19 protein-coding genes and 1 pseudogene are annotated in these 23,204 nt (G+C 62.5%); 14 read left to right on the forward strand and 6 right to left on the reverse strand.

What is annotated here, in order from left to right:
• Positions 1-102: 102 nt before the first annotated feature.
• The 7 genes and pseudogenes from AAIA72_RS08465 to AAIA72_RS08495 all read left to right on the forward strand — a co-directional run.
• A pseudogene (locus AAIA72_RS08465) lies at positions 103-2,526 on the forward strand (molybdopterin oxidoreductase family protein); the annotation flags it as partial.
• Positions 2,523-2,723: a (2Fe-2S)-binding protein gene (locus AAIA72_RS08470; protein ID WP_369599888.1), complete on the forward strand. Its 201-nt coding sequence runs from the start codon at positions 2,523-2,525 to the stop codon at positions 2,721-2,723. The pseudogene AAIA72_RS08465 and the gene AAIA72_RS08470, both read left to right, overlap by 4 nt.
• 124 nt (positions 2,724-2,847) lie before the next feature.
• Positions 2,848-4,278, forward strand: a complete 1,431-nt coding sequence (locus AAIA72_RS08475; protein WP_369599889.1) for an ATP-binding protein — start codon at positions 2,848-2,850, stop codon at positions 4,276-4,278.
• A complete protein-coding gene (locus AAIA72_RS08480) occupies positions 4,256-4,921 on the forward strand; it encodes a response regulator (protein WP_369599890.1) in 666 nt (221 codons plus the stop codon). The genes AAIA72_RS08475 and AAIA72_RS08480 overlap by 23 nt, the downstream gene beginning before the upstream one ends.
• Positions 4,922-4,996: 75 nt before the next feature.
• Entirely contained in the window at positions 4,997-5,377 is a 381-nt protein-coding gene (locus AAIA72_RS08485; protein WP_369599891.1) for a Spy/CpxP family protein refolding chaperone, read from the forward strand.
• Positions 5,378-5,496: 119 nt separating this feature from the next.
• The gene (locus tag AAIA72_RS08490) at positions 5,497-5,619 is read left to right on the forward strand and encodes a hypothetical protein (RefSeq protein WP_369599892.1); all 123 of its coding nucleotides are present in this window, start codon (positions 5,497-5,499) and stop codon (positions 5,617-5,619) included.
• 122 nt (positions 5,620-5,741) lie between these two features.
• Positions 5,742-6,725, forward strand: a complete 984-nt coding sequence (locus AAIA72_RS08495) for a sensor histidine kinase (RefSeq protein WP_369599893.1) — start codon at positions 5,742-5,744, stop codon at positions 6,723-6,725.
• Between the two features lie 3 nt (positions 6,726-6,728).
• On the opposite strand, the gene AAIA72_RS08500 is transcribed toward AAIA72_RS08495, so the two are convergent.
• Positions 6,729-7,445 (reverse strand): tetratricopeptide repeat protein, encoded by a 717-nt coding sequence (locus tag AAIA72_RS08500; protein ID WP_369599894.1) that lies wholly within the window; start codon positions 7,443-7,445, stop codon positions 6,729-6,731.
• Positions 7,446-7,580: 135 nt separating this feature from the next.
• Here AAIA72_RS08500 and AAIA72_RS08505 point away from each other — a divergent pair, with 135 nt between their 5' ends.
• On the forward strand, positions 7,581-8,687 hold the full coding sequence (locus AAIA72_RS08505) for a hypothetical protein (protein WP_369599895.1): 1,107 nt from the start codon (positions 7,581-7,583) through the stop codon (positions 8,685-8,687).
• Here the strand turns inward: AAIA72_RS08505 and AAIA72_RS08510 are convergent.
• The 5 genes from AAIA72_RS08510 to pdhR form a co-directional block, all read right to left on the reverse strand.
• On the reverse strand, positions 8,640-10,313 hold the full coding sequence (locus tag AAIA72_RS08510; RefSeq protein ID WP_369599896.1) for a putative transporter: 1,674 nt from the start codon (positions 10,311-10,313) through the stop codon (positions 8,640-8,642). The genes AAIA72_RS08505 and AAIA72_RS08510 overlap by 48 nt on opposite strands.
• Before the next feature lie 224 nt (positions 10,314-10,537).
• The gene (locus AAIA72_RS08515; protein ID WP_369599897.1) at positions 10,538-10,675 is read right to left on the reverse strand and encodes a hypothetical protein; all 138 of its coding nucleotides are present in this window, start codon (positions 10,673-10,675) and stop codon (positions 10,538-10,540) included.
• A gap of 228 nt (positions 10,676-10,903) precedes the next feature.
• Entirely contained in the window at positions 10,904-12,580 is a 1,677-nt protein-coding gene (aceF, locus tag AAIA72_RS08520; protein ID WP_369599898.1) for a dihydrolipoyllysine-residue acetyltransferase, read from the reverse strand.
• A gap of 12 nt (positions 12,581-12,592) precedes the next feature.
• Entirely contained in the window at positions 12,593-15,244 is a 2,652-nt protein-coding gene (aceE, locus tag AAIA72_RS08525) for a pyruvate dehydrogenase (acetyl-transferring), homodimeric type (RefSeq protein ID WP_369599899.1), read from the reverse strand.
• Between the two features lie 136 nt (positions 15,245-15,380).
• A complete protein-coding gene (pdhR, locus tag AAIA72_RS08530) occupies positions 15,381-16,151 on the reverse strand; it encodes a pyruvate dehydrogenase complex transcriptional repressor PdhR (protein WP_369599900.1) in 771 nt (256 codons plus the stop codon).
• Positions 16,152-16,415: 264 nt separating this feature from the next.
• Here pdhR and AAIA72_RS08535 point away from each other — a divergent pair, with 264 nt between their 5' ends.
• The 6 genes from AAIA72_RS08535 (at position 16,416) to AAIA72_RS08560 (ending at position 23,155) form a co-directional block, all read left to right on the forward strand.
• A complete protein-coding gene (locus tag AAIA72_RS08535) occupies positions 16,416-17,168 on the forward strand; it encodes a (Fe-S)-binding protein (protein ID WP_369599901.1) in 753 nt (250 codons plus the stop codon).
• On the forward strand, positions 17,165-18,598 hold the full coding sequence (locus AAIA72_RS08540) for a LutB/LldF family L-lactate oxidation iron-sulfur protein (RefSeq protein WP_369599902.1): 1,434 nt from the start codon (positions 17,165-17,167) through the stop codon (positions 18,596-18,598). Before AAIA72_RS08535 ends, AAIA72_RS08540 begins: the two co-directional genes overlap by 4 nt.
• Positions 18,591-19,277 (forward strand): lactate utilization protein C, encoded by a 687-nt coding sequence (locus tag AAIA72_RS08545; protein WP_369599903.1) that lies wholly within the window; start codon positions 18,591-18,593, stop codon positions 19,275-19,277. Before AAIA72_RS08540 ends, AAIA72_RS08545 begins: the two co-directional genes overlap by 8 nt.
• Entirely contained in the window at positions 19,270-22,146 is a 2,877-nt protein-coding gene (locus AAIA72_RS08550) for an FAD-binding and (Fe-S)-binding domain-containing protein (protein WP_369599904.1), read from the forward strand. Before AAIA72_RS08545 ends, AAIA72_RS08550 begins: the two co-directional genes overlap by 8 nt.
• On the forward strand, positions 22,103-22,591 hold the full coding sequence (locus AAIA72_RS08555; RefSeq protein WP_369599905.1) for a universal stress protein: 489 nt from the start codon (positions 22,103-22,105) through the stop codon (positions 22,589-22,591). The genes AAIA72_RS08550 and AAIA72_RS08555 overlap by 44 nt, the downstream gene beginning before the upstream one ends.
• A 99-nt stretch (positions 22,592-22,690) precedes the next feature.
• Positions 22,691-23,155, forward strand: a complete 465-nt coding sequence (locus AAIA72_RS08560) for a hypothetical protein (protein WP_369599906.1) — start codon at positions 22,691-22,693, stop codon at positions 23,153-23,155.
• Positions 23,156-23,204 lie beyond the last annotated feature (49 nt).

Genomic DNA, 23,204 nt, shown 5'->3' on the forward strand with positions numbered 1-23,204 from the left:
CCGCAACCCGTCACGCCCCCTCACCTTTGTACAGACAGGTGAAATGCCCATGAACGAACCCGATTTTGCCACTGCGACCACCTGCGCTTACTGCGGCGTGGGCTGCGGCATTCAGGCACGTCCCGGTGGCGACAACCGCTCCGCCACGGTACAGGGCCTGGCCGATCATCCCGCCAATTTCGGACGCCTGTGCTCCAAGGGCAGTGCCCTGGGCGAAACCCTCGGACAGGACGACCGGCTGCTTCATCCGTTCGTCGATGGCCGGCAGGTCAGCTGGGATACGGCCCTGGACACCCTGACCCGCCGTTTCAGGGAGACGCTGGAAACCTGGGGCCCCGACAGTGTGGCCTTTTATCTCTCGGGACAACTGCTCACGGAAGACTACTATGTGGCCAACAAACTGATGAAAGGCTTCATCGGCTCGGCCAATGTGGATACCAACTCGCGCCTGTGCATGTCATCTTCCGTATCCGGCCATACAAGGGCCTTCGGCAGCGATACGGTGCCCAACTGCTATGAGGATCTGGAGCTGGCGGATCTGGTCATTCTCACCGGCAGCAATCTGGCCTGGTGCCACCCCGTCCTGTTTCAGCGTTTGCGTGATGCCCGGGCCAGACGCCCGGAAATGAAGATCGTGGTCATCGACCCCCGCCGGACGGACACCTGTGACCTGGCCGATCTCCACCTCGCCCTCCGGCCCGGCACCGATGGCTGGCTGTTCACCGGTCTGCTGGCCTGGCTGGGCCGTCAGGGCGCACTGGACTATACTTGGCTGGAAGCCCACACGGAGGGCTTCGGGCCTGCGATCCGGCAGGCGCAGCAACTCTGTCCGGATCTGCACAGCATCGCCGAACCCACCGGCCTCAGCGCCGCCGACATCTCCCGCTTCTTCAGCTGGTTCGTCACCCGCGAACGGACTCTGACCCTGTATTCCCAGGGCATCCACCAGACATCCAGTGGTACGGACAAGGTCAATGCCATCATCAACTGCCATCTGGCAACGGGACGAATCGGCAAACCCGGCAGCGGCCTGCTGTCCCTGACCGGCCAGCCCAATGCCATGGGCGGCCGCGAAGTGGGCGGCCTGGCCACTCAGCTTGCCGCACATCTGCCTTTCACCGGACGCGCGGTGGAGGCGGTACGGGAATTCTGGCAGGCACCGGCGGTGGTCACCGGCCCGGGCAAGACCGCCACCGAAATCTTTGACGCCATGCACCGGGGCGAGATCCGCGCCATCTGGATCATGGGCACCAATCCGGCGGTCAGTCTGCCGGACGGCAACCGGGTCCGGGAAGCACTGGCCCGCTGCCCGCTGGTGGTGGTATCCGAAGTCTCCGCCCGGGCCGATACCCTGAATTATGCCCACATCCGCCTGCCGGCGGCCGGCTGGGGGAAAAGAACGGCACCGTGACGAACTCCGAGCGACGGATCAGCCGCCAGCGTCCCTTTCTCCCGCTCCCGGGTGAAGCGAGACCGGACTGGTGGATGCTCACCGAGGTTGCCCGACGCCTCGGCTTCGGAAAGGCTTTCGACTACCGGCACCCTGCGGATATCTTTCGCGAGCATGCAGCCCTGTCCGGCTGGCGCAATACGCCGGACGACCTGCCCAGAACCTTCAACATCAGTGCGCTTGCCGATATCAGCGTCGCCCAGTACGATGCCCTGACGCCCATCCAGTGGCCGGTGACCGAATCCGCCCCCTGCGGCACAGCCCGGCTCTTCGGGGACGGCGGATTTCCCACCGCCTCCGGAAAGGCCCGAATGTTGTCCATTGAACCCCGCGGGCCGGCCCGGCCGCCGACGCCGGAATACCCGTTCTCACTGCTGACCGGCCGCATCCGGGATCAGTGGCACACCATGACACGGACAGCCCTCGCCCCGCGTCTCAACCAGCATGAGCCGGAACCGGTGCTCAGCCTGCATCCGCTGGATGCCCGTGAACTGGCGCTTGAGCCAGGCCAGCTGGTCCGGGTGTGCAGCGACCGGGGCGAAGCGGTACTGCGTGTCCGTGCGGATGAGCGGATGCGCTGCGGACAGGTCTTTGCTCCCATGCACTGGAGTGCCGAACTGGCCCCCTTCAGCCGGATCAATACGGTGATTCCCGCCATCGTCGATCCGGTGTCCAAACAGCCCGAATACAAGCATACCCCTGTCCGGCTGGAACCCGTGAAGCCTGCGGCCTGGCTGACACTGGTTTCGGCCACCCGGCCCCGGCAACCGGAAAATGTCCTGTATCAGGCCCATGTCCGGCTGGCCGCAGGCTGGCATGCCATCTCGGCCCTGTCCTGCCCACCGGCGGACCTCTGTCCGCAGTGGCTGGTCAGTCTGCTGTCCGAAACGGACCATCCCGGAACCATGGAGTGGCTGGAATACCATGACGCAGCCCATCAGGTGCATCGTTATGCTGCTCTCAGGGAAGGCCGGCTGGTGCTGGTGGCCTATCTTTCCCCGAACCGCCGGAAGACAGTCCCGGCTGGCTGCACGACGCGCTCGGTGAGGCGCAGCTTGACACGCTGCGGCGCATGAGCCTGCTTGCCGGCCGGCCACTGAGCGGCGGGGCCGGACAGGGCCGGACGGTGTGCGCCTGCTTCGGCGTGGGTGAGCAGCGCATTCTTGCCCTCCGGGAAGACGGCGTTACCCAGGTGGAAGAGATCTGTCAGCGAACCCAGGCCGGCACCAACTGCGGCTCCTGCCTCCCGGAAATCCGTCGGCTGCTGCGCTGACGCCAACCGTTTACGAGGCACCTCAGCAACGACCGCCTCGCTTCGGGGTGCTCCGGCACCCCCTTTTCCCCATTTCCTGCACAATTTTGCGCTACACTGGCGGACATTCCGGAGAGAGATACCCATGTTCCGCCGATTTCACACGCGCCTGACCCTGACCTTCGCCCTCTATGCCCTGGCGATTCTGCTCATCAGCACCCTGGCCCTGCACCTGAGCCTGAGCCGGGGGTTCGACAGTTACCGACGTGAAGCACAGCGTCAGACGTTGGAACAACTGGCAGAGCGCCTGCAGGATCGCATCACCGATGCCCGGAGCTGGGAACGGCTTGCTCCACGCCTCGTCTCCCCCTGGATCATGCCGGATATGCCCGGCGCGTTCCCGCCGCCCGAAACGGATGATCATGGTGATGATGATCATCATCCGCACCGCCATCCCATGTCACCGCGACGACCCGGCATCATTCCCCTGGACATGGCCGGCCGGCCGCTGATCCCGGGCCCGCCCGACATCAGCAAGGACGACAGGGTGCCCGTACTCGACCACAACGGCCGGCAGGTCGGCTGGCTTGCGTTGCCGCCGCCACGTTTCCGGGATGACAGTGTGGGCCAGCGTTTTCTGGAAACCCAGCGCCGCCAGATGATCTGGATCGCCCTGCTCGCCCTGGCAGGCGGCAGCCTGCTGGCCTGGTGGCTTGCGCGACAGGTGACCCGTCCCGTCGCGCAGCTCAGCGATGCCATGCAGCAGGTCCGACAGCGGGACTTCTCCCCGCTGCCCGAACCGACAGGGCAGGATGAACTGGCTGACCTGATCCGCGACTTCAATCACATGGTGGCGCAGCTGGCCCGGCATGAACGTCAGCAACGTCAATGGACAGCGGACGTGGCCCACGAACTGCGCACCCCCATCACTATCCTCAAGGCCGAGCTGGAAGCCCTGAAGGACGGTATCCGCCCCCTGACACAGGAGGCCGTAACCTCCCTGCACGAGGAAGTCCAGCGGCTTGGACGGCTGGTACAGGATCTCCATGACCTCACCCGGGCGGACATGGGTGCGGTGCACTACCGGTTTGAGGAGGAGGATCTGGCCGACTGCGTGCGCCATGTCCTGAACCGCGGGGCGCCGATGCTGGTACAGGCGGATATCTTCCTGACCTCCGACCTGTGCGACACCGCCCCCGTCCGTGCCGATGCCGACCGGCTGACCCAACTGCTGGACAACCTGCTCCAGAATACCCTGCGCTACACCGACAGCCCCGGCACGCTTCACGTCTCCCTGCAGCGCGAAGACGACCGATTCGTGCTGCGCTGGTGTGATTCGGCCCCCGGCGTTCCGGAGGCGGCCCTCCCCCATCTCTTTGACCGCTTCTACCGCGTAGACGCCAGTCGCAACCGGGCACTGGGCGGCAGCGGTCTCGGCCTCGCCATCGCTGCGGCCATTGCCCGGGCACACGGTGGAGAAATCGGGGCCTCCGCGTCCCCCGCCGGGGGACTCTGCGTCGAGCTGCGCTTACCTGTTCACGAGGAAGAAACCGATGACACGCATCCTGATCGTTGAAGACGAACCCAAGCTGGCCAGTCTGCTGGCCGACTATCTGGCGCGGGACAATTTCGACACCCGCGTGGTAGATGACGGTCCGGCGGCGCTGGCGGCCTTCGGGAGCGATTCACCGGACCTGATCCTGCTGGACCTCAACCTGCCGGGCATGGATGGCATTGAAGTCTGCAAACGCATCCGGCAACAGAGTCAGGTGCCCATCATCATGACCACCGCCCGTGTGGATGAAGTGGATCGCCTGATCGGCCTCGAACTGGGTGCGGATGACTATGTGTGCAAGCCCTACAGCCCCCGTGAAGTGGTGGCCCGTGTCAAGGCCGTCCTGCGGCGCATCTCGCCGGCCACCGGCACCACGCCCGGGCTGACCCTGCAGGAAGATCAGCTCAGGGTCAGCTGGCAGGGCCGTCACCTGACCCTGTCCGCGGTCGAATTTGCGCTGCTGGCCGCGCTGGTCAGGCACCCCGGCCGCATCTACAGCCGGGAACAGCTGATGGACATCATCTATCCGGATGGCCGGGTGGTGAGTGACCGCACCATCGACAGCCACATCAAGAAAATCCGCCGCAAGCTGGAAGGCGCTTTCGAAGGACTGGACTGCATTCACAGCGTGTACGGTGCCGGCTACAAGTACGAGCTTCCCTGATTGCTCCACATTTCCTCCCAAGTGGGCGGATATTCTGACACTACAGAAATGAAGCAACCCACGAGGAGAACAACCATGAACACACTCAAGACCCTTGCACTGTCCACCCTGCTGACCATCGGACTGACCGGCACGGTGCTGGCGCATGACCAGGACCGAGGGCCCGACTTTGACCGCATGGCGGACAAGCTGGAACTGACGCAAGAACAGCGTGATGCCTTCATCGACATCATGAAAGGTCAGCATGAAAAACGCCAGGCCATCATGGACAGTACGCGCGAGCAAATGAAGGCCCTGGATGACGAAACCCGCGCCAGGCTCAAGAACGTCCTGACCGAGGAACAACTGGCCAGGATGGAGCGCCGCCGCCGCGGGATGGACGAAGGTTGTGACGGCCCGCGTCGCGAACACATGGGCGAACGCATGGGAGATCACGGCCCCCGTTGGCACGACTAGTCTGACCCATATCAAGCCGAACCGACAAGCCCCTCCTCCGGGGCTTGTTTTTTGTGTCCGGGCCCGCCATATTTTGCATGGCGATCCGAAAATCCCGATATCAGCAAGAGGAGACTCTCATGGCAGGACATGAATTGCCGGGCAAGCATGGCGACTCGATCGACTACGACATGCTCAATACTTTCCTGATCAGCTTTGCGGCAGGGATCGTGCTGGGCATTGTGCTGATCGTGGCGCTCTGAAATCCGGTACCGGAAGCCCCGCTTCCGGTTACCTTCCCCCGCTTCCACTGAAATGACCCGCCCCCTGCAAACCCAGAATTCCCTGCTACACTTTCCGTTAGTCTCCAAAGGAACCGGGTTTGATGACAGACGATTCCACACTTGAACAGCTCCGGACAGAACTGGAAGCGGAACGCAGGGCCAGGCGGCACGCCGAATTTGAACTCAGGCGCCGGGAAAGCCAGTTGATGACACTCAACGAGGCCCTGACGACGGCCCTGAGGGAAGCCCACGCGCTCAACAAGCAGCTTCGGGAGAGCCATGCCCAACTGCAGGAAAGCCACCGCCAGCTGCTGCAGTCGGAAAAGATGGCCTCGCTGGGCCAGCTTTCCGCCGGGATCGCCCATGAAATCAACAATCCCGTCGGTTTCATTCACTCCAACCTGGGCACCCTGGAAGGTTACCTGGATGACCTGCGTGCACTCCTGGGTCTCTATCAATCCCTGGAATCCCGGCTCCCCGAAGAGGCCCAAAAGACCATTCAGGCGTTCAAGAAAGACATTGATTTTCGCTACATGATGGATGATCTGGGGCTCATCGTCAGGGAAAGCCGGGAAGGCACCGAACGGGTCCGGCAGATTGTCCGCGACCTGAAGGAGTTCAGCCGCACGGATGATGTCCGTTTTGCCGAGGCCGATCTGACGGCACTGATCGACAGCTCCCTCAACATTGCTCACAACGCCATCAAGTACAAGGCCACCGTGGAGAAAGATCTCAACCATCGCCGGCCGCTGCGCTGCATTCCCAATCAGATCAGTCAGATTCTGGTGAACCTGTTCGTCAACGCCGCCCAGGCCATTGAAAAACAGGGAACGATCCGGGTGCACACCCATGACGATGGCGATTCAGTGGTGCTGGAAGTCAGAGATACCGGCTGCGGCATGACAGAAGAGGTGCGCTCACGCATCTTCGATCCGTTCTTTACCACCAAACCCGTCGGGCAAGGCACAGGGCTGGGCCTGGCCATCGTTTACGGTATCGTGGAACGCCACAAGGGCAAAATCGAGGTAGACAGTGCGCCGGGCGAGGGGACCTGTTTCCGGATCACCCTGCCCGCCGCGGCCTGACGCCTATTTGGCCTTGGCCACCTGTGACTTGGCCTGCTTCCAGGCCAGCGCCTGCTCCTGCGCCTGCTTCAGCTCCTCTTCCTTGAGATTGGGCTTGAGGAATGCGGCAAACTGGGCGCCGCGCTTGAATCCGGCATCCGCGCTGAGCAGCGCCCATTTCATGGCTTCCACCAGATTCTTCTCCACGCCTTCTCCGGTTGCGTAGGCATAGGCCACATTGAACAGGGCAAAACGGTTGCCCTGTTCGGCGGCCTTGCGATACCACTCGAAAGCCTGCTTCAGATCCTGCGGCACCCCTTCACCCTTGGCATAACGCAGCCCCAGATTGTACTGGGCGACGGCGTTACCGGCCTCGGCCGCCTTGCGGAACCAGGCCACGGCCTCTTCCGGGTTCGCCTTGACGCCCTTGCCCTTCAGATAGAACTGGGCCAGGTTGTTCTGGGCAGAGGCATGTCCCTGCTCGGCGGCAGCCTTGTACCAGCGGAAGGCCTCCTCGTCATTCTTCTCCGTACCCCGGCCATTCTCGTACATCATGGCCAGCAGAAACTGTGCGACCGGATCACCGGTGGCCGCGAGCTCCTTGAGCTGAACAAAGGCGGTGTCAAAATCCTTGGCCTTGACGGCCTCGGCCACTTCTTTCATGGACGCGGCCTGAACGGCTCCGGCCAGGCAAAGGCCCAGCACCAGCACACGCCCTGCATTTTTTATCAGTGTAATCATTCAGATGTCCTCACCAGACGGGCTCCCAGACCCAGCGTACCTTAGCACCCGGGCGCCTTGTCCGACAAGTGAACAGATCACGTTTGAGACCTCCTTCAAATTGCGCAGTCCAGAGGGGCGCGTTACAGTACGCAGATGCTGAATTTCAACCGTCAGAAGCTTCGCGAACATCACGAAGGGCTGTGGCTGCTCTGGGATCTGACCATGCTGGCGGTGCTGGTGGCCAACCTGGTGATGCTGCTCTTTGATACTCTTTATGCCACCGAGGCTGTCCGGGGAGCACTGGCCCGATCCATACCCGCCCTGCACGATGCCTGGGCACCGGTCCATGCCAACTTCGCCCTGGTCGACCTGGGCTTTGTGGCCTTTTTCCTGACCGAGTTCTTTCTGCGCTGGCTCATTGCCATCCGGCGCCGCGAGTACGTGCGCTGGTATTTCTTCCCGTTCCTCCACTGGTACGATCTGGTGGGGTGCATCCCGGTGGCCGGCGCACGCATTTTCCGCTTTCTGCGTATCGCCTCCATCCTCTACCGGCTGCAGCGGGCCGGCGTGATTGACCTGACGCAAACCCGCGTGTTCGCCTTTATCCACTTCTACTACAACGTCTTTCTGGAGGAGCTGAGTGACCGGATCGTGATCAAGGTGCTCAGCGACGCCCAGGCGGACCTGCGCATGGGCTCGCCGCTCATCCGGCAGATCCGCGAGGAGGTGGTACAGCCCCGACTGCCGGCGGTATACCAATGGATCGCCCATATCCTGCATCAGGCCGGCCAGGTGATCGAGGCCGAAGAGACGGGACAGGCCATCAACGGCCATGTGCGCGAGAGCGTGCGCCGGGCCATCCGGGAAAGCGCGGACATCCGGCGGTTTGCACGCCTGCCGGTGGTGGGTGACACCATCGAAACCCTGCTGGAAAATGCGGTCACGGATGTGGTGGTGCAATCGATCATCCACCTGCTCAAGGACATGACAGCGGACCGGGTGGAAAACCTGGCCGAACGTGTCCACGAGCGAACCTCCGTATCCGAAGCCGACCGCCATCTGGACCGGCAGATCCTGATGCTGGTGGACGAGAGCCTGGAACTGGTCAAGGCCCATGTGGCGCAACAGCGCTGGAAAGCCCACTTCGCAGACGACCTGCCAGACGGCGCGCCGGACACTGCCTCCGGGGCGGAAGCCGGCGCCTCCTCTGCTTCAGGCGTGCCAGACCGCCCAGAGCAGCACCGCAATGAGTTGGGGTGACAGGATGCGCAGACACATGACCAGAGGATAGACGGTGGCATAGGCCAGTGCGCTGGCACCACAATCCGGGCGCAAGGCATTGGCAAAGGCCAGCGCCGGCGGATCGGTCATGGAACCGGCGAGCACGCCGCACAGCGACAGGTAATTCATCTTCAGCCACAGGCGTGCCAGCATGCCCATGATGAACAGGGGCAGCAGCGTAATGAGCACACCGTAGCCCATCCATTTCAGGCCGTCCCCTTCCGTCAGTGTATTCAGAAAACCGGCTCCCGAATTGATACCCACCACAGCGAGAAAGAGCACAATACCGATGTCACGCAGGGCCAGGTTGGCACTGGGTGGCATGAACCAGTAAAGGGGGCCGATGTTGCCGACCCGGGCCAGCAGCAGCGCCACAATCAGTGGGCCACCCGCCAGACCCAGCTTGATGGGTGCGGGCAGATGTGGCAACTGGACTGGAATGGAGCCCAGCAACACCCCCAGCCCGATGCCGATGAAGATGGGCATCATCTGTACCTGATCCAGCTTGCTGCGGGCATTGCCCATCAGGCGGGCCACGTATTCCACGGCCTGGGCATCCCCGACGATATTGAGAATGTCACCGAACTGGAGCACGGTATGCCGGTTCGGCACCAGCTCCACCCCGGCCCGGTTGAGCCGGGAGATCACCACATCGTAACGGTTCTTGATATCCAGCTCGCTGAGCTTGCGCCCGAGCATCCTTTCATTGGTGACCACAATGCGGACACTGCGCAGGTGTGTGCCTCGGGTCGAGAGCGACTCATCCGCTTCACGGCCCAGACGTTCTGCCACCTGTTTCAACCGGATTTCATCACTGCCCACCAGATGCAGGTAGTCGCCGCTGCGGATCCGCAAGCCCGGACCGGGCACCACCAGTCTGCCCTGCGACTTGACGCGAGAGCAGATCACGTCCTCTCCGAGCATCGACTCCAGCCTCTCAAAGGGCAATCCGTCAACATCGGGCTTGTCCACCCGGACGTTGATGGCCTGCAGCGTGCCCCGCTTGCCATTCCCCTGCTCCGCATCCCAGGCACGCGCTTCGTCCTCCACCGAAATGCGCAACAGCGCACGGACCAGCCACATGCTCAGGAGGATGCCGAGAATGCCGAACGGGTACGCCATGGCATAGCCCGTTCCCAGCAGACTAACCTGCTCACCGGTAAACCCCAGTTCCGAGAGGATCTGCTGGGCGGCCGCCAGTGACGGTGTGTTGGTCACCGCGCCGGACTGAATGCCCAGCACCACATTTAGTGGCAGATCAAACCCCAGCGCCAGCCCTACCGTGATCAGGCTGCCCAGCAACACGATCCCCACGGCCACGGCATTCAGGCGCAGCCCATTCTGGCGCAGGGACGCAAAGAATCCCGGCCCGACCTGAATGCCGATAGTATAAACAAAGAGAATGAGGCCGAACTCCTTGATGAAATGCAGGGCGGCATGATCCAGATGCCAGCCATTGCGGTGTGCAAAATGCCCGACGATCAGACCACCGAACAGGACGCCGCCGATGCCCAGTCCGACACCGCGAACCTTGAGCCGGCCGATGGCCAGCCCCAGCACGGCAACCGCCGAAAGTACAACCAATGTCAACGCCACCTGGCTCATGAGAAGGGTCCTTGTCCATCCATTGATTTGCTTAAATTGTAGTTATTTTACTCCCTTTACATATTGACGTGCGTCAACCCTCCGCTAGATGTGCCTGACCACAACGCAAGTAAATTAAACACAAACCCTTCCAAAACAGGCACAAGACAGGCACGACGCGCACAATGTGATTGATGTTATATTACATCTCTACTCGGCCTGAACCGGCGGATGCTCACATGCTTTCAGGCCCTCACGGCCAGACAGGCATAGTCCTCAAGTCCGCCAATAAAGAGCGCTGCGCCGATACCTTCCTTGCTGCCAAAGTGATGATCCAGGCGCCCCGCACAGTCTCCGTATACCAGCCGGATCAGTGCGAGCAAACATTCAGAAGGATCACGGGATGGACATGACTGCCCCGGGCAAACAGATTCTGGCCGCCCAACCCTTTTCGGCCAGACTGGGAACGGAACTGCTGCACATGGAAGAGGGATTGGCCGTGGCGCAATGCCGGATATCTGCTGTCCAGGCATTGGGCGAGGAAGTGCCCTGCGCCGTGGCACAGGGCACGATCGTGACACGCGCACAGGTTTCGCGCGTGTTCAGGCAGGTCAGAGCAGCAGCTTGCGGATGTCGCCCAGCAGCTCTCCGAGCAGGGTCGTGAAGCGGGCTGCGTCGGCGCCGTTCACGGCCCGGTGGTCGTAGGACAGACTCAGCGGCAGCATCAGGCGCGGCACAAACTCCTTGCCATTCCAGACCGGCTTCACCTGCGCCCTGGAGACACCGAGAATCGCCACTTCAGGCGTGTTCACGATCGGCGTGAACGCAGTGCCGCCCACACTGCCCAGACTGGATATCGTGAAGCATCCGCCCTGCATTTCTGCCGGCTTGAGCTTCTTGTCCTTGGCCTTGGCGGCCAGATCCAGCGCTTCCTCCGCCAGTTCCCAGATGCTCTTGGTGTCCACATCCCGGATCACCGGCACCATCAGGCCGTGGGGCGTGTCCACCGCCACACCGATGTGGATGTAGTGCTTCTGGATGATCTCGTGCTTCTCCATGTCCAGCGAGACGTTGAACTGGGGCAATGCCTTCAGCGCATAGGCACAGGCCTTGAGCAGGAAGGGCAGCGGCGTGAGCTTCGTGCCGCGTCTTTCTGCCGCCGCCTTCTGGGCCTTGCGGAAGTCTTCGAGATCGGTAATGTCCGCTTCGTCGAACTGGGTGACATGGGGTACTGTCAGCCAACTGCGTGCCATGTTGTCGGCCGTGACCTGATGGATCTTGCTCATGGCACGACGATCGATCGGACCAAACTGGCTGAAGTCCGGCAACTTCACCGTGGGCAATCCCATACCGGCGCCCACGGGTGCCGAGCCACTCTGCAGCTTCTGCATGCCTGCCTTGACGAAGGCCTGCACGTCCTCCTTGAGGATGCGGCCCTTGGGACCACTCCCCTTCACCTGCGTCAGATCGACGCCAAATTCACGGGCCAGCTTGCGCACGGCCGGGCCCGCATGCACCTTGCGCGCCGAGGCGTTGGCAATGGCTTCCTTGTCCGCATCGCTGGCAGGCGCTGCAGGCGCAGCGGAGGCGGGTGCGGCAGCCGGTACAGCGGCGGGTGCTGCGGTCGGGGCCGGCGATTCGGCCGGGGCGGCCTGACTGGCCGGTGCGGATGCCGGTTCAGCCGCGGTACCACTCACCTCGATTTCCGCGATGGGCGTGCCTTCGTTGACCTTGTCATCCACATTCACCAGCAGCCGGACCACCTTGCCGGCCACGGGCGACGGCACTTCCATGGTCGCCTTGTCGGACTCCAGCACAATCAGGCTGTCCTCCTCCGCAACCACGTCACCGGGCTGAACACAGAGCTCGATGACCGGCACGTCCTTTGAGCCGCCGATGTCCGGGACACGGATCACCTCGATCCGTGCCTCTCCGGCTGCAGCGGGGGCAGGCTTGTCTTCCGCCGGTGCCGAGGGCGGGACGGATGCCGGCGCGACAGCCTCGGGTTCCGCCTGAGCCTGGGCCTGAGATGAATCTCCGGCCGTGGTAGCATCCGTTTCCAGCACAAGCACCAGATCGCCTTCATTGACCCGGTCGCCGACCTTCACCTTGACCTCGCGCACCACGCCTGCATGAGGACTCGGAACCTCCATGGTGGCCTTGTCCGACTCCAGCACAATAATCGAATCTTCTTCTGCCACGGTATCGCCGGGGCTGACCAGGACCTCGATCACCTCCACGTCGGAGGCGCCGCCGATATCCGGAACGGTGACTTCAATAATACTCACGTCAACCTCCTTTTACGCATACAGCGGATTGAGTTTGTCCGGGTCAATATCGAACTCGCGTATCGCCTCGGTGACGACGCACGGTTCGATCTTGCCAGCCCTGGCCAGACCTTCCAGCGCGGCCACCGTCACGAAATAGCGGTCCACCTCGAAGTGGCGACGCAGCTTCTCGCGCGTGTCGCTGCGCCCGAAACCATCCGTGCCCAGGACCGTGTAGTCACCCGGCACAAAGGCGCGGATCTGATCCGCAAACAGCTTGATGTAGTCCGTTGCCGCCACGACCGGCCCTTCGCCCTCCTGCAGACACTCGGTGACATAGGCGGTGCGCTGCTTCGACTCGGGATGCAGCAGGTTCCAGCGCCGCACATGGTGTCCTTCACGGGCCAGCTCGGTGAAGCTGGTGACACTCCAGACATCCGAATCCACATCGTACTTTTCCTTGAGCAACCGGGCGGCCGCACGGACCTCATTGAGAATGGCGCCGGAACCCAGCAGCCGGGTGCGGGCCTTGCCACTCTCGCCCACGGTCTCGAGCTTGTACATGCCCTTGAGAATGCCTTCCTCGACCCCTTCGGGCATGGGCGGATGCTCGTAGTTCTCGTTCATGACGGTGATGTAGTAATAGACACTTTCGTTGTCCACATACATCCGCTTGATGCCGTTCTGGATGATGACCGCCAGCTCGTAGCTGTATGTCGGATCATAGGAAATGCAGTTGGGCACGGTCAGCGAATAGATATGGCTGTGTCCGTCCTCGTGCTGGAGACCTTCACCGTTGAGCGTGGTCCTGCCCGAGGTCCCGCCGATAAGGAAGCCGCGGGCCCGGATGTCGCCGGCGGCCCAGCACAGGTCACCCACCCGCTGGAATCCGAACATGGAGTAGAAGATGTAGAACGGAATCAGCGGATAGTCATTGGTACTGTAGGAAGTGGCCGCAGCAATCCAGGCGGACATGGCACCGGCCTCGTTGATGCCTTCCTCGAGGATCTGGCCCTTCTTGTCCTCCCGGTAATACATGACCTGGTTGCGGTCCACGGGTGTGTACTTCTGCCCTTCGGAAGTGTAGATCCCGAGCTGACGGAACATGCCTTCCATCCCGAAGGTCCGGGCTTCGTCCGGCACGATGGGCACAATGCGCTGCCCGATCTGCTTGTCCTTGACCAAGGTATTGAGAATGCGCACAAAGGCCATGGTGGAGCTGATTTCACGGCCCTCGGATCCTTTGAGCATGTTCTCGAAGGCGCTGAGTTCGGGTGCCTTGAGCGGATTGGCATCCTTGCGCCGCTTGGGCAGGTATCCGCCAAGCGCTTCGCGACGCTTGCGCATGTAAAGGATCTCGGGCGAGTCTGCCGGTGGCCGGTAATAGGGCAGATCCCTCAGCTCTTCATCGGTCAGCGGAATGCCGAAGCGATCCCGGAACGACTTGATGGTCTCGAAGTCCAGTTTCTTGAGCTGGTGAGTGGTGTTCTGCGCTTCGCCCTGCTCGCCAAAGCCGTACCCCTTGACGGTCTGGGCCAGAATGACCGTCGGCTGGCCCTTGTGGTTGACCGCTGCATGATAGGCCGCATAGATCTTGAACGGATCATGACCGCCACGGTTGAGGTTGCGGATGTCCTTGTCCGACAGGTCCTCCACCAGCTTGAGCGCTTCCGGATGCTTGCCGAAGAAGTGCTTGCGGGTATAGGCACCGCCGTTGTGCTTGTAGTTCTGGTACTCGCCATCCACGGTTTCATCCATGATCTTCTGCAGGATGCCGTTCTTGTCCTTCTCCAGCAGCTGATCCCAGAGACGCCCCCAGACCACCTTGATGACGTTCCAGCCGGCGCCGCGGAAGATGCCTTCCAGCTCCTGAATGATCTTGCCGTTGCCACGCACCGGGCCGTCCAGACGCTGCAGGTTGCAGTTGATGACGAAGATCAGGTTGTCGAGCTTCTCGCGACCGGCAAGACCGATGGCACCCAGGGTTTCCGGTTCGTCACACTCGCCGTCCCCCACATAGCACCAGACCTTGCGGTTGCCCATCTTCACCAGCTCGCGGCTGTCGAGATACTTCATGACGTGCGCCTGGTAGATGGCCTGGATCGGGCCCAGCCCCATGGAAACCGTCGGGAACTGCCAGTACTCGGGCATCAGCCAGGGGTGCGGATAGCTGGAGAGTCCGTTACCGTCCACCTCACGGCGGAAGTTGTCCAGCTGCTCTTCGGTCAGCCGGCCTTCCAGATAGGAACGCGCATAGATACCCGGTGCCGAGTGCCCCTGGAAATAGATGAGGTCACTCTCGCGCGCGCTGTCTCCGGCATGGAAGAAATAGTTGAAGCCCACATCATACAGGGTGGCGGCAGACGCAAACGTGGAGATATGCCCACCCAGATCGCCCGGCCGCTTGTTGGCACGCAGCACCATGGCCAGCGCATTCCAGCGCACGAGCGAACGGATACGGCGCTCCATGAACAGATCACCCGGCATGCGGGCCTCTTTCGCCGGCGGAATGGTGTTGCGATAGGGCGTGGTGATGGAATACGGCAGCTGGGTTCCGTCACGGGTGGCCCGTTCGGCCAGCCGGGTCAGCAGATAGGAGGCACGTTCGATGCCCTCCTGTTCAATCACGGTTTCCAGGGACTCCAGCCACTCCTGGGTTTCAATCGGATCTGGATCGTCATGCATAAAGGCTACTCCTTTGAGAGCTTGGTCAATCATTTGTTATCAATACATCGCACGGTGCCGGGCCTTGTGAGCCGGCGCCCGCACATCCCGGAGTCCCCGGCGGACAGACCCTGATCGTCTGACCTGCCGGCGGCATTCATTTCTCGTCCAGATGCTGCAATCGCCGCAGCGAACGGCTGTTGCGCAGCTCCGCCTTGCCCTTCTCCAGCAGCACCTCTTCCACAAAGGCCAGATGTTCATGGGCCGCCTGGCGCGCCCCCTCCGGATCACGCGCGACCACGGCCTCCATCAGCTGCTGGTGCTGAGCCCGGATCCGCTGCCGCAGGGCATCTTCCTTGTAGAGAAAGTGCAGATTGCTGACGATATGCTGTTTGAGCAGCGTAAACAGGGCGCGCATGGTATGCAGGAGCACCACATTGTGCGCCGCCTCGGCAATGGACAGGTGAAACTCCGCATCCGCCCGAGCCTCGTTATCGGAATCCTTTGCCTCGTGAAAATGCAGCCAGTCCTGATAGCGCCTGACGATAATTTCCCGGTCCGCATCCGTACCCCGGAGCGCGGCATAATAGGCCGAGACACCCTCCAGGGCATGGCGGAACTCAAGCAGGTCGTACTGGCTTTCGGGATGGGCGTTGATCAGCTCAAACAGCGGTTCGGTAAAGCTTGATCCCAGATTGGAGGCCACATAGTTGCCCCCTCCCTGGCGGCGTACCACCAACCCCTTGGCTTCCAGCTTCTGAATGGCCTCGCGCACACTCGGGCGGGACACTTCGAACCGGGCGGCCAGCTCACGCTCCGGCGGCAGGCGCTGTCCCGGCTTGAGCGTGCCCTCAAGAATCATCTGTTCAATGCTGTCGGTAATCACATCCGACAGTTTCGGCTGCCTCACCGGTTTCACACCTGCCATCCCGCGCCCTGTTCAGAAGTTAAGCATAGCCGAAAAATCCGGTCTGACCACACACATGGTCTGACCAATCACAAACATGGAGGAAAATTACCACATCATAAATGCACCTGGCAATCCACCCCCGACAAAAGTCTTAATGCAGATCAATTTGCACAATTTTCAGCCATCCTCATCTTGACACCCCCAACCACCCCGGATTAACGTAAGGGTACACCAATGGTAAATTGGTCTGACCAATTAAAACAACACTGACCGGAAGCGAACATGAGACCTACACCTCCCCCGGAACGCCCGACCCGCGCCTATCTGTTCGGCACCTGCCTCATTGACCTCTTCGATCCGGATGCCGGTGTGTCTGCCGTGGCGCTGCTCGAGCGCGAAGGCATTCAGGTCCTCTATCCGGAGGACCAGAGCTGCTGCGGCCAGCCAGCCTGGAACTCGGGTCATGACGACGAGGCCCGCGCCGTGGCCCGGGCTCAGCTGAAACTGTTCCCCGGCCCCTGGCCCGTGATTGTGCCCTCGGCGTCCTGCGCCGGCATGTTCCGGCACCACTATCCCGTCCTGTTCCGGGGCACACCGGAGGAAGGCCTGGCCCGGGATCTGGCGGCACGCACCTGGGAACTGACCGAGTTCCTGGTTCGGGTTCTGAATGTCCGCCTGCAGGACAAGGGCAGCCCCCTGAGCATCGTGGTGCACAATTCCTGCAAGGCGCAGCGTGAGGTCCATTGCGACGCGACCACCCATGCCCTGCTGGCCCAGCTGGACAACGTGGCCATTCACCACCACGAGCGGGCCACGGAATGCTGCGGCTTCGGTGGAACCTTCTCGGTGAAGGTCCCCGAAGTCTCGGCAGCCATGGTGACGGACAAGGTGGATGCACTGACCGCCACCGGTGCCACCACGCTGGTCAGCGGCGACTGCGGTTGCATGCTGAACATCAGTGGCGCGGCAGAAAAGGCCGGAAAACCGCTGACCGCACGCCACATCGCCTCATTCCTGCTGGAGCGCACCCGGTGAGCCACTTCAATCCCGACACGCTGAACCGAGACTTTGACGCGCGTTTGCACGACGCCACCCATAACCCGCGCATCCGCCATCATTTCCGCGGCGCCATGTCCTTTCTGCGCGAAAAGCGGGCGGCTCAGTTTGCCAGCTCGGATTTTTCCGAGCTGCAACGCCAGGCGGAGGCCATCCGCAACCGCTGCCTGCTGCACCTTCCCGAACTGCTCGAACAGCTGGAAGCCCGCTGCCAGGCCAACGGCATCCGGGTGCACTGGGCAGCAACCGGAGAGGCGGCCAACCGGATCATTCATCAGATCATTGATGCAGAGGGCGGTCGCCGGGTCGTCAAGGGCAAGTCCATGGCCACGGAAGAAACCGGGCTCAATGCCGCTCTGGAACGACAGGGTATCGAGTGTGTGGAAACGGACATGGGCGAATACATCGTCCAGCTCGCCGACGAAACACCCTCCCACATCATCATGCCGGCCATCCACAAGGACAAGGACGAGATCGCGCGTCTCTTTCACGAGCGTCTGGACGTCCCCCTGACCCACGATGTGAACGAACTCATCGGCATCGGTCGCGCCACCCTGAGAAAGAAATTCGAGGCGGCCGACATCGGCATCAGCGGCGTCAATTTTGCCGTTGCAGAAACCGGCACCCTGTGTCTGGTGGAAAACGAAGGCAACGGCCGCATGAGCACCACGCTTCCCCGCGTTCACATCGCACTTTGCGGCATCGAAAAGGTGGTGGCGCACCTGAGCGACGTACCACCGCTCCTGCATCTGCTCACCCGCTCCGCCACCGGTCAGGCCATCACCACCTACGTCAACATGATCTCCGGTCCGCGGCGAAGCGATGAAAAGGACGGCCCGGCGGCAGTGCACCTGGTGCTGCTGGACAACGGCCGCAGCCGGATGTATGCCGACCCGGAGCTGCGTCAGACGTTGCGCTGTATCCGCTGCGGCGCCTGCATGAATCACTGCCCGGTGTATGAACGGGTGGGCGGCCATGCCTATGGTGCGCCCTATCCGGGCCCCATCGGACAGGTGGTGGCACCGCAGATCTGGGGACTGGACAAGGCTGGCAAACTGACCCAGGCCTGCTCCATGAACGGGGCCTGCAAGGATGTCTGCCCGGTCGGGATCCCTCTGCCGGATCTCATCCGCCGCCTGCGCCGGGAGGCCGTCTCAACACAGGGCGACAGCCCCGTGCAGGGCCGGGGCAGCCTGCGCCGTCCCGCCGAAGCCTGGATCTGGCGCGGCTGGGCCTGGCTCAACACCCACCCGCGCCTCTATCGGCTGTTTCTCAAACTGGCCACGCGCCTGCGCGGGCTCACACCCGCACGCCTGGGCCCATGGACCCGCTATCGCACCGCACCCCGGCCCGCATCGCGCAGCCTGCATGAACGTCTGCAAGCCCGGAAGGAGTCTCAACATGACTGATCGCCAGACCATTCTCGACCGCCTTCGCCGGTTCCGGGCACAATCAGGCATCGCTCCTGTCAGTTCGCCGGAAACCATACCGGCCCATGCCGGCGTGGCGTCCTCTTCCCACCCCCCGCCGGACCCGGAAGCGGAGCTGGCCACCTTTGTCCAGCACCTGAAAGCCGCGCATGCGGAGGTCTGCCACGTGCCCAAGGCGGAGTGGGCCGGATGGGTGGCACACAGGGCCGAGTCGGAAGGCTGGCAACTGCTGGCCTGCGGAGCCCGCCCCGAACTGGCCGCTCCCCTTGCCGGACACCTGTCCGCCGAACGGCTCTGGGTTATGGATGAAGCGATCGACACCCGGCGCCATCGCCTCTTCCACCAGGTGGACGCCGGGATCTCGCTGGCCCAGGGCGGAATCAGTGAAACCGGCACCCTCATCCTGGCCACCGGCCCTCAGGAGCCACGAACCCTGTCACTGGTCCCACCGGTACACGTCCTGCTTTTCGATCCGGCCACCCTGTACCCGGATCTGGCCACCGCACTGAATGCCCGGGGCTGGGCCCGGCAGATGCCCACCAACCTGCTGCTCATTTCCGGCCCGTCCAAGACTGCCGACATTCAGCAGACCCTGGCCTACGGCGCTCACGGCCCCAAGCGGCTGCTGGTACTCATTTTGGAGGCACACCATGGCTGACCTCACCGCCTTTGTCCGGGCCGTGGCAACACATCTCCCTGACGCGCGCATCATCCGTGATCCGCTCAGACGATTTGCCTACGGCACCGACGCCAGCTTCTACCGCCTGACACCGGAAATCGTGCTCAAGGTGCAGACACTGACCGAAGTGGTGGCCGTAATCCGGGCCGCGCACGCGCATACCGTGCCCATCACCTTCCGCGCTGCCGGAACCAGCCTCTCCGGGCAGGCCATCACCGACAGCGTACTGGTAGTCCTGGACGGCTGGACGGCGCACGAGGTGATCGGAGAGGGCGAGGCCATCCGGCTTCAGCCCGGTGTCATCGGCGCGCAGGCCAACCGTTATCTCTCTCCCTGGCGGCGCAAGATCGGGCCTGACCCGGCGTCCATCCATGCCGCCAGGATCGGCGGCATCGCCGCCAACAATGCCAGCGGCATGTGCTGCGGGACACGCCAGAACAGCTACCACACCCTCAGCGCCATGAAAGTGGTGCTGGCCGACGGCACCCTGCTCGACAGCGCCGACCCGGACAGCCGCGAGGCACTGCGCCGCAAGAGACCCGAACTGATCCGGGGGCTTGCCGGACTGCGCGCCCGGCTGCTGGCTGATCCGGTGCTGGCAGACAAGGTACGCCACAAGTACCGGCTCAAGAACACCACCGGTTACGGCCTGAATGCCCTGCTCGACTTCGAAGATCCGATCGACATGCTGACCCACCTGATGATCGGCTCCGAAGGCACCCTCGGCTTTATCGCCGAGATCACCTACCGCACCGTGCCTGACGAACCCTTCAAGGCCACTGCCTTCCTGTGCTTCAACAGCGTCCGGGACACCTGCAAGACCGTCATGGCACTCAAGCCGCTGCCGGTCTCGGCCGTGGAACTGATTGACCGGCGCGGTCTCACCGCACTCGCCGGCAAGCCCGGTGTACCCGATTATCTGAGTCGCCTCGGGCCGGATGCCGCCGCACTGCTGGTGGAAGTGCGCGCAGACACCGGGACAGGACTGGATCATCGCCTCACGGAGGTGGACGCCCTGATCGCCCGGCATCCGGTTACGCACCGGGAACCCTTTACCCAAGATACCCGCCGCTGCGCCGAACTCTGGACCCTGCGCAAGGGGCTGTTTCCTGCCGTGGGTGCCATGCGGGATCCGGGCACGACCGTCATCATCGAAGACGTGGCCTTCCCCATGCCCCACCTGGCCGAAGGGGTGCAGGCCCTTCAACAGATCTTCGACGAACTCGGTTACGATGATGCCCTCATCTTCGGCCATGCGCTGGAAGGCAACCTGCACTTTGTCTTTTCACAGGATCTTGCCCGGCCGGATTCCCGGGCCCGGTACGAAACCCTGATGAACCGGGTGGCGGATCTGGTGGCCGTGCGTTATGGCGGTTCGCTCAAGGCCGAACACGGAACGGGCCGCAACATGGCCCCCTTCGTCCGGCTGGAATGGGGAGATGAAGCCTACCGGCTGATGCAGCAGATCAAGGCCCTGCTGGATCCGGAAAACATCCTCAACCCGGGCGTCATTCTCAACGATGATCCGGACATCCACCTCAAGCACCTCAAACCCATGCCACGGGTCGATCCATCGGTGGATCAGTGCATCGAGTGCGGGTTCTGTGAACCGTCCTGCCCCTCGCGCAAGCTGACCCTCACACCGCGACAGCGCATCGCGACCCGCCGCGCCATCGAAACGCTTCGGGCGGATGGCGCAGCGCCGGAAACACTGCGGCATTGGGAAGCCGACTATGCCTACATGGGCGACGAGACCTGTGCTGCCTGCGGCCTGTGCGCCCTGTCGTGCCCCGTGGGGATCAACACGGGAGATCTCACGCGGCTGCATCGCCATCAGCGCAATGCCGGGTATCATTCCCGGGCGCAGTGGATTGCCGACCACTTCGATACGGTCACCCGCCTCACACGCCTCGGGCTCGGGACGGCACAACTGACCGGGAAACTCATCGGCCAGACAGGCCTGAAAGCCCTCACCCACACGGCGCGACGGCTCAGCGGCGGCAAGGTGCCCGAATGGCATCCGGCCATGCCCACGCCGGCCCGGCCCGCACACGTACCCATCCTTCCCGGACCGGAAGACGAGACGGTCGTCTGCTTCTCCAGCTGCGGCTGCCGGACCATGGGACCGGCCCGGGGCGAAGCCGATCCCAGACCGGTGAGCGAAGTCATGCGCTCGGTACTCACCAAGGCGGGTTTCCGAATGATTGACCTGAATCAGTACGATGAACTCTGTTGTGGATTACCTTTCCGCAGCAAGGGATTTCCGGATCTGGCCGATGCCAAGCGTGACGAGACCCTGAGGCGTCTTGAGGAGATATCCCAGTCCGGGCGCTTCGCCATTGTCAGCGATACCAGTCCATGCTCTCTGGAACTTCAGGCGGCACAAAAAGCTGGCCTGAAGATTCTGGACAGCGTACAGTTTCTGTACGAGCAGGTATTACCGCGCCTGCAGGTGACGCCCGAGGAAAGACCGGTTGCCCTGCACCTGACCTGCAGCACGCGGCGCATGGGCACGGCAGAACACCTTGAAAGACTGGTTCGCGCACTGGCTCGGCAGGTGATGATTCCCGAGGACATCACCTGCTGCGGCTTCGCCGGCGACAAGGGCTTCACCACGCCGGAGCTGAACGCCAGTGCACTGGAAACCCTGAAACCCCAGGTACAGGCTGCCGGGTGCGTGGAGGGGGTCTCCAACAGCCGGGGCTGTGAAATCGGTCTGTCATACCATGCCGGACTGCCCTGGCATCATGTCATCTACCTCATGGACCGGGTTAGCCGGCCTCTGACGAAAAAGGAGAGCAACCATGCTCACAGACATCAGAAAGATCCTGTTCGCGACCACACTTGAACGTGAAACCCGTGCCGTCACCGAGATGGCCGCCTCACTGGCCGTGAAGTACGGCGCCGAGGTCATCATGGTGCATGCCCTGGAACCCCTGGGGAATTTCGGCCGCGCCATCGTGGACTCCTACATTTCCAGGGAACTGGCGGAGAAAATCCGTACGGAAGGGCGTCAGGAACTCATGCAGGAGATTGAAACCAAGGTGCGCACCTTCTTCGAAGAGGAAATGATCACCGACCCGGCCCAGCAGCACCTGCTCAGGGAAATCATCGTCCGCGAGGCCATGCCGGAAGATCTGATCCTTCAGGTTGCAGATGAGCAAAACGTGGATCTGATCGTCATGGGCAGCCACCACCGGCGCGGCCTCAGCAAGGTCCTGATGGGGTCCACGGCCCGCAAGGTTGTGGAACTGTCCACCCGGCCCGTGCTGACGGTGCCCCTGAGGGACTGATTCCCGCGTCACGGTTTGAGGCACAAGCCCCGGCAACAGGCGCCGGCCCCTTGCATTCACGTAACAAAGTGTTACATTGTGGAGCTCAGGAGCCTGCGCATGAAAAACGTACTGTTACCCCTTATGCTGATTGCTGTCATGCCGAAAGCGGCCGGGCTGGAGCGCCTGTCCGACAGCGACCTGTCCGAACAGGGCGCTGCCGGCCTCATGCTGGAGGTTCAGTCGGAACACGAACGCCGGGTGAATACCAATCTGGAACTCATCACGGATCCCGCCATCCGCACCGGCAATACCACCGAAGACATTCCCGAAGTGCCGGTTTCCCGGGAGCCCCGGCAAAGCCTGGACACCCGCTACGGCCGCATCATTGCCGATACGCCGCCGCCGGACATCCAGGTGCAGGCAGAGGATCGGGGACACCTGTCAATGGATCTGAAGCAGACCATCCCCCAGTTTGAAGCCCAGGCCCTGAAAACTGCGCCCGATGCACCGGCCGACCGGGGGACCTTCACGGGGATCGGGATCCAGATCCAGACCTCCACCACTCTCACTTTCAAACCCTAGGGGAAACCCATGCGCAAGGGACTGTGGCTGCTGATCCTCGTCGGGTGGC

Source organism: Thermohahella caldifontis, assembly GCF_041153465.1.
In the GTDB taxonomy this organism is placed as follows: Bacteria; Pseudomonadota; Gammaproteobacteria; order Pseudomonadales; family Oleiphilaceae; genus Thermohahella; species Thermohahella caldifontis.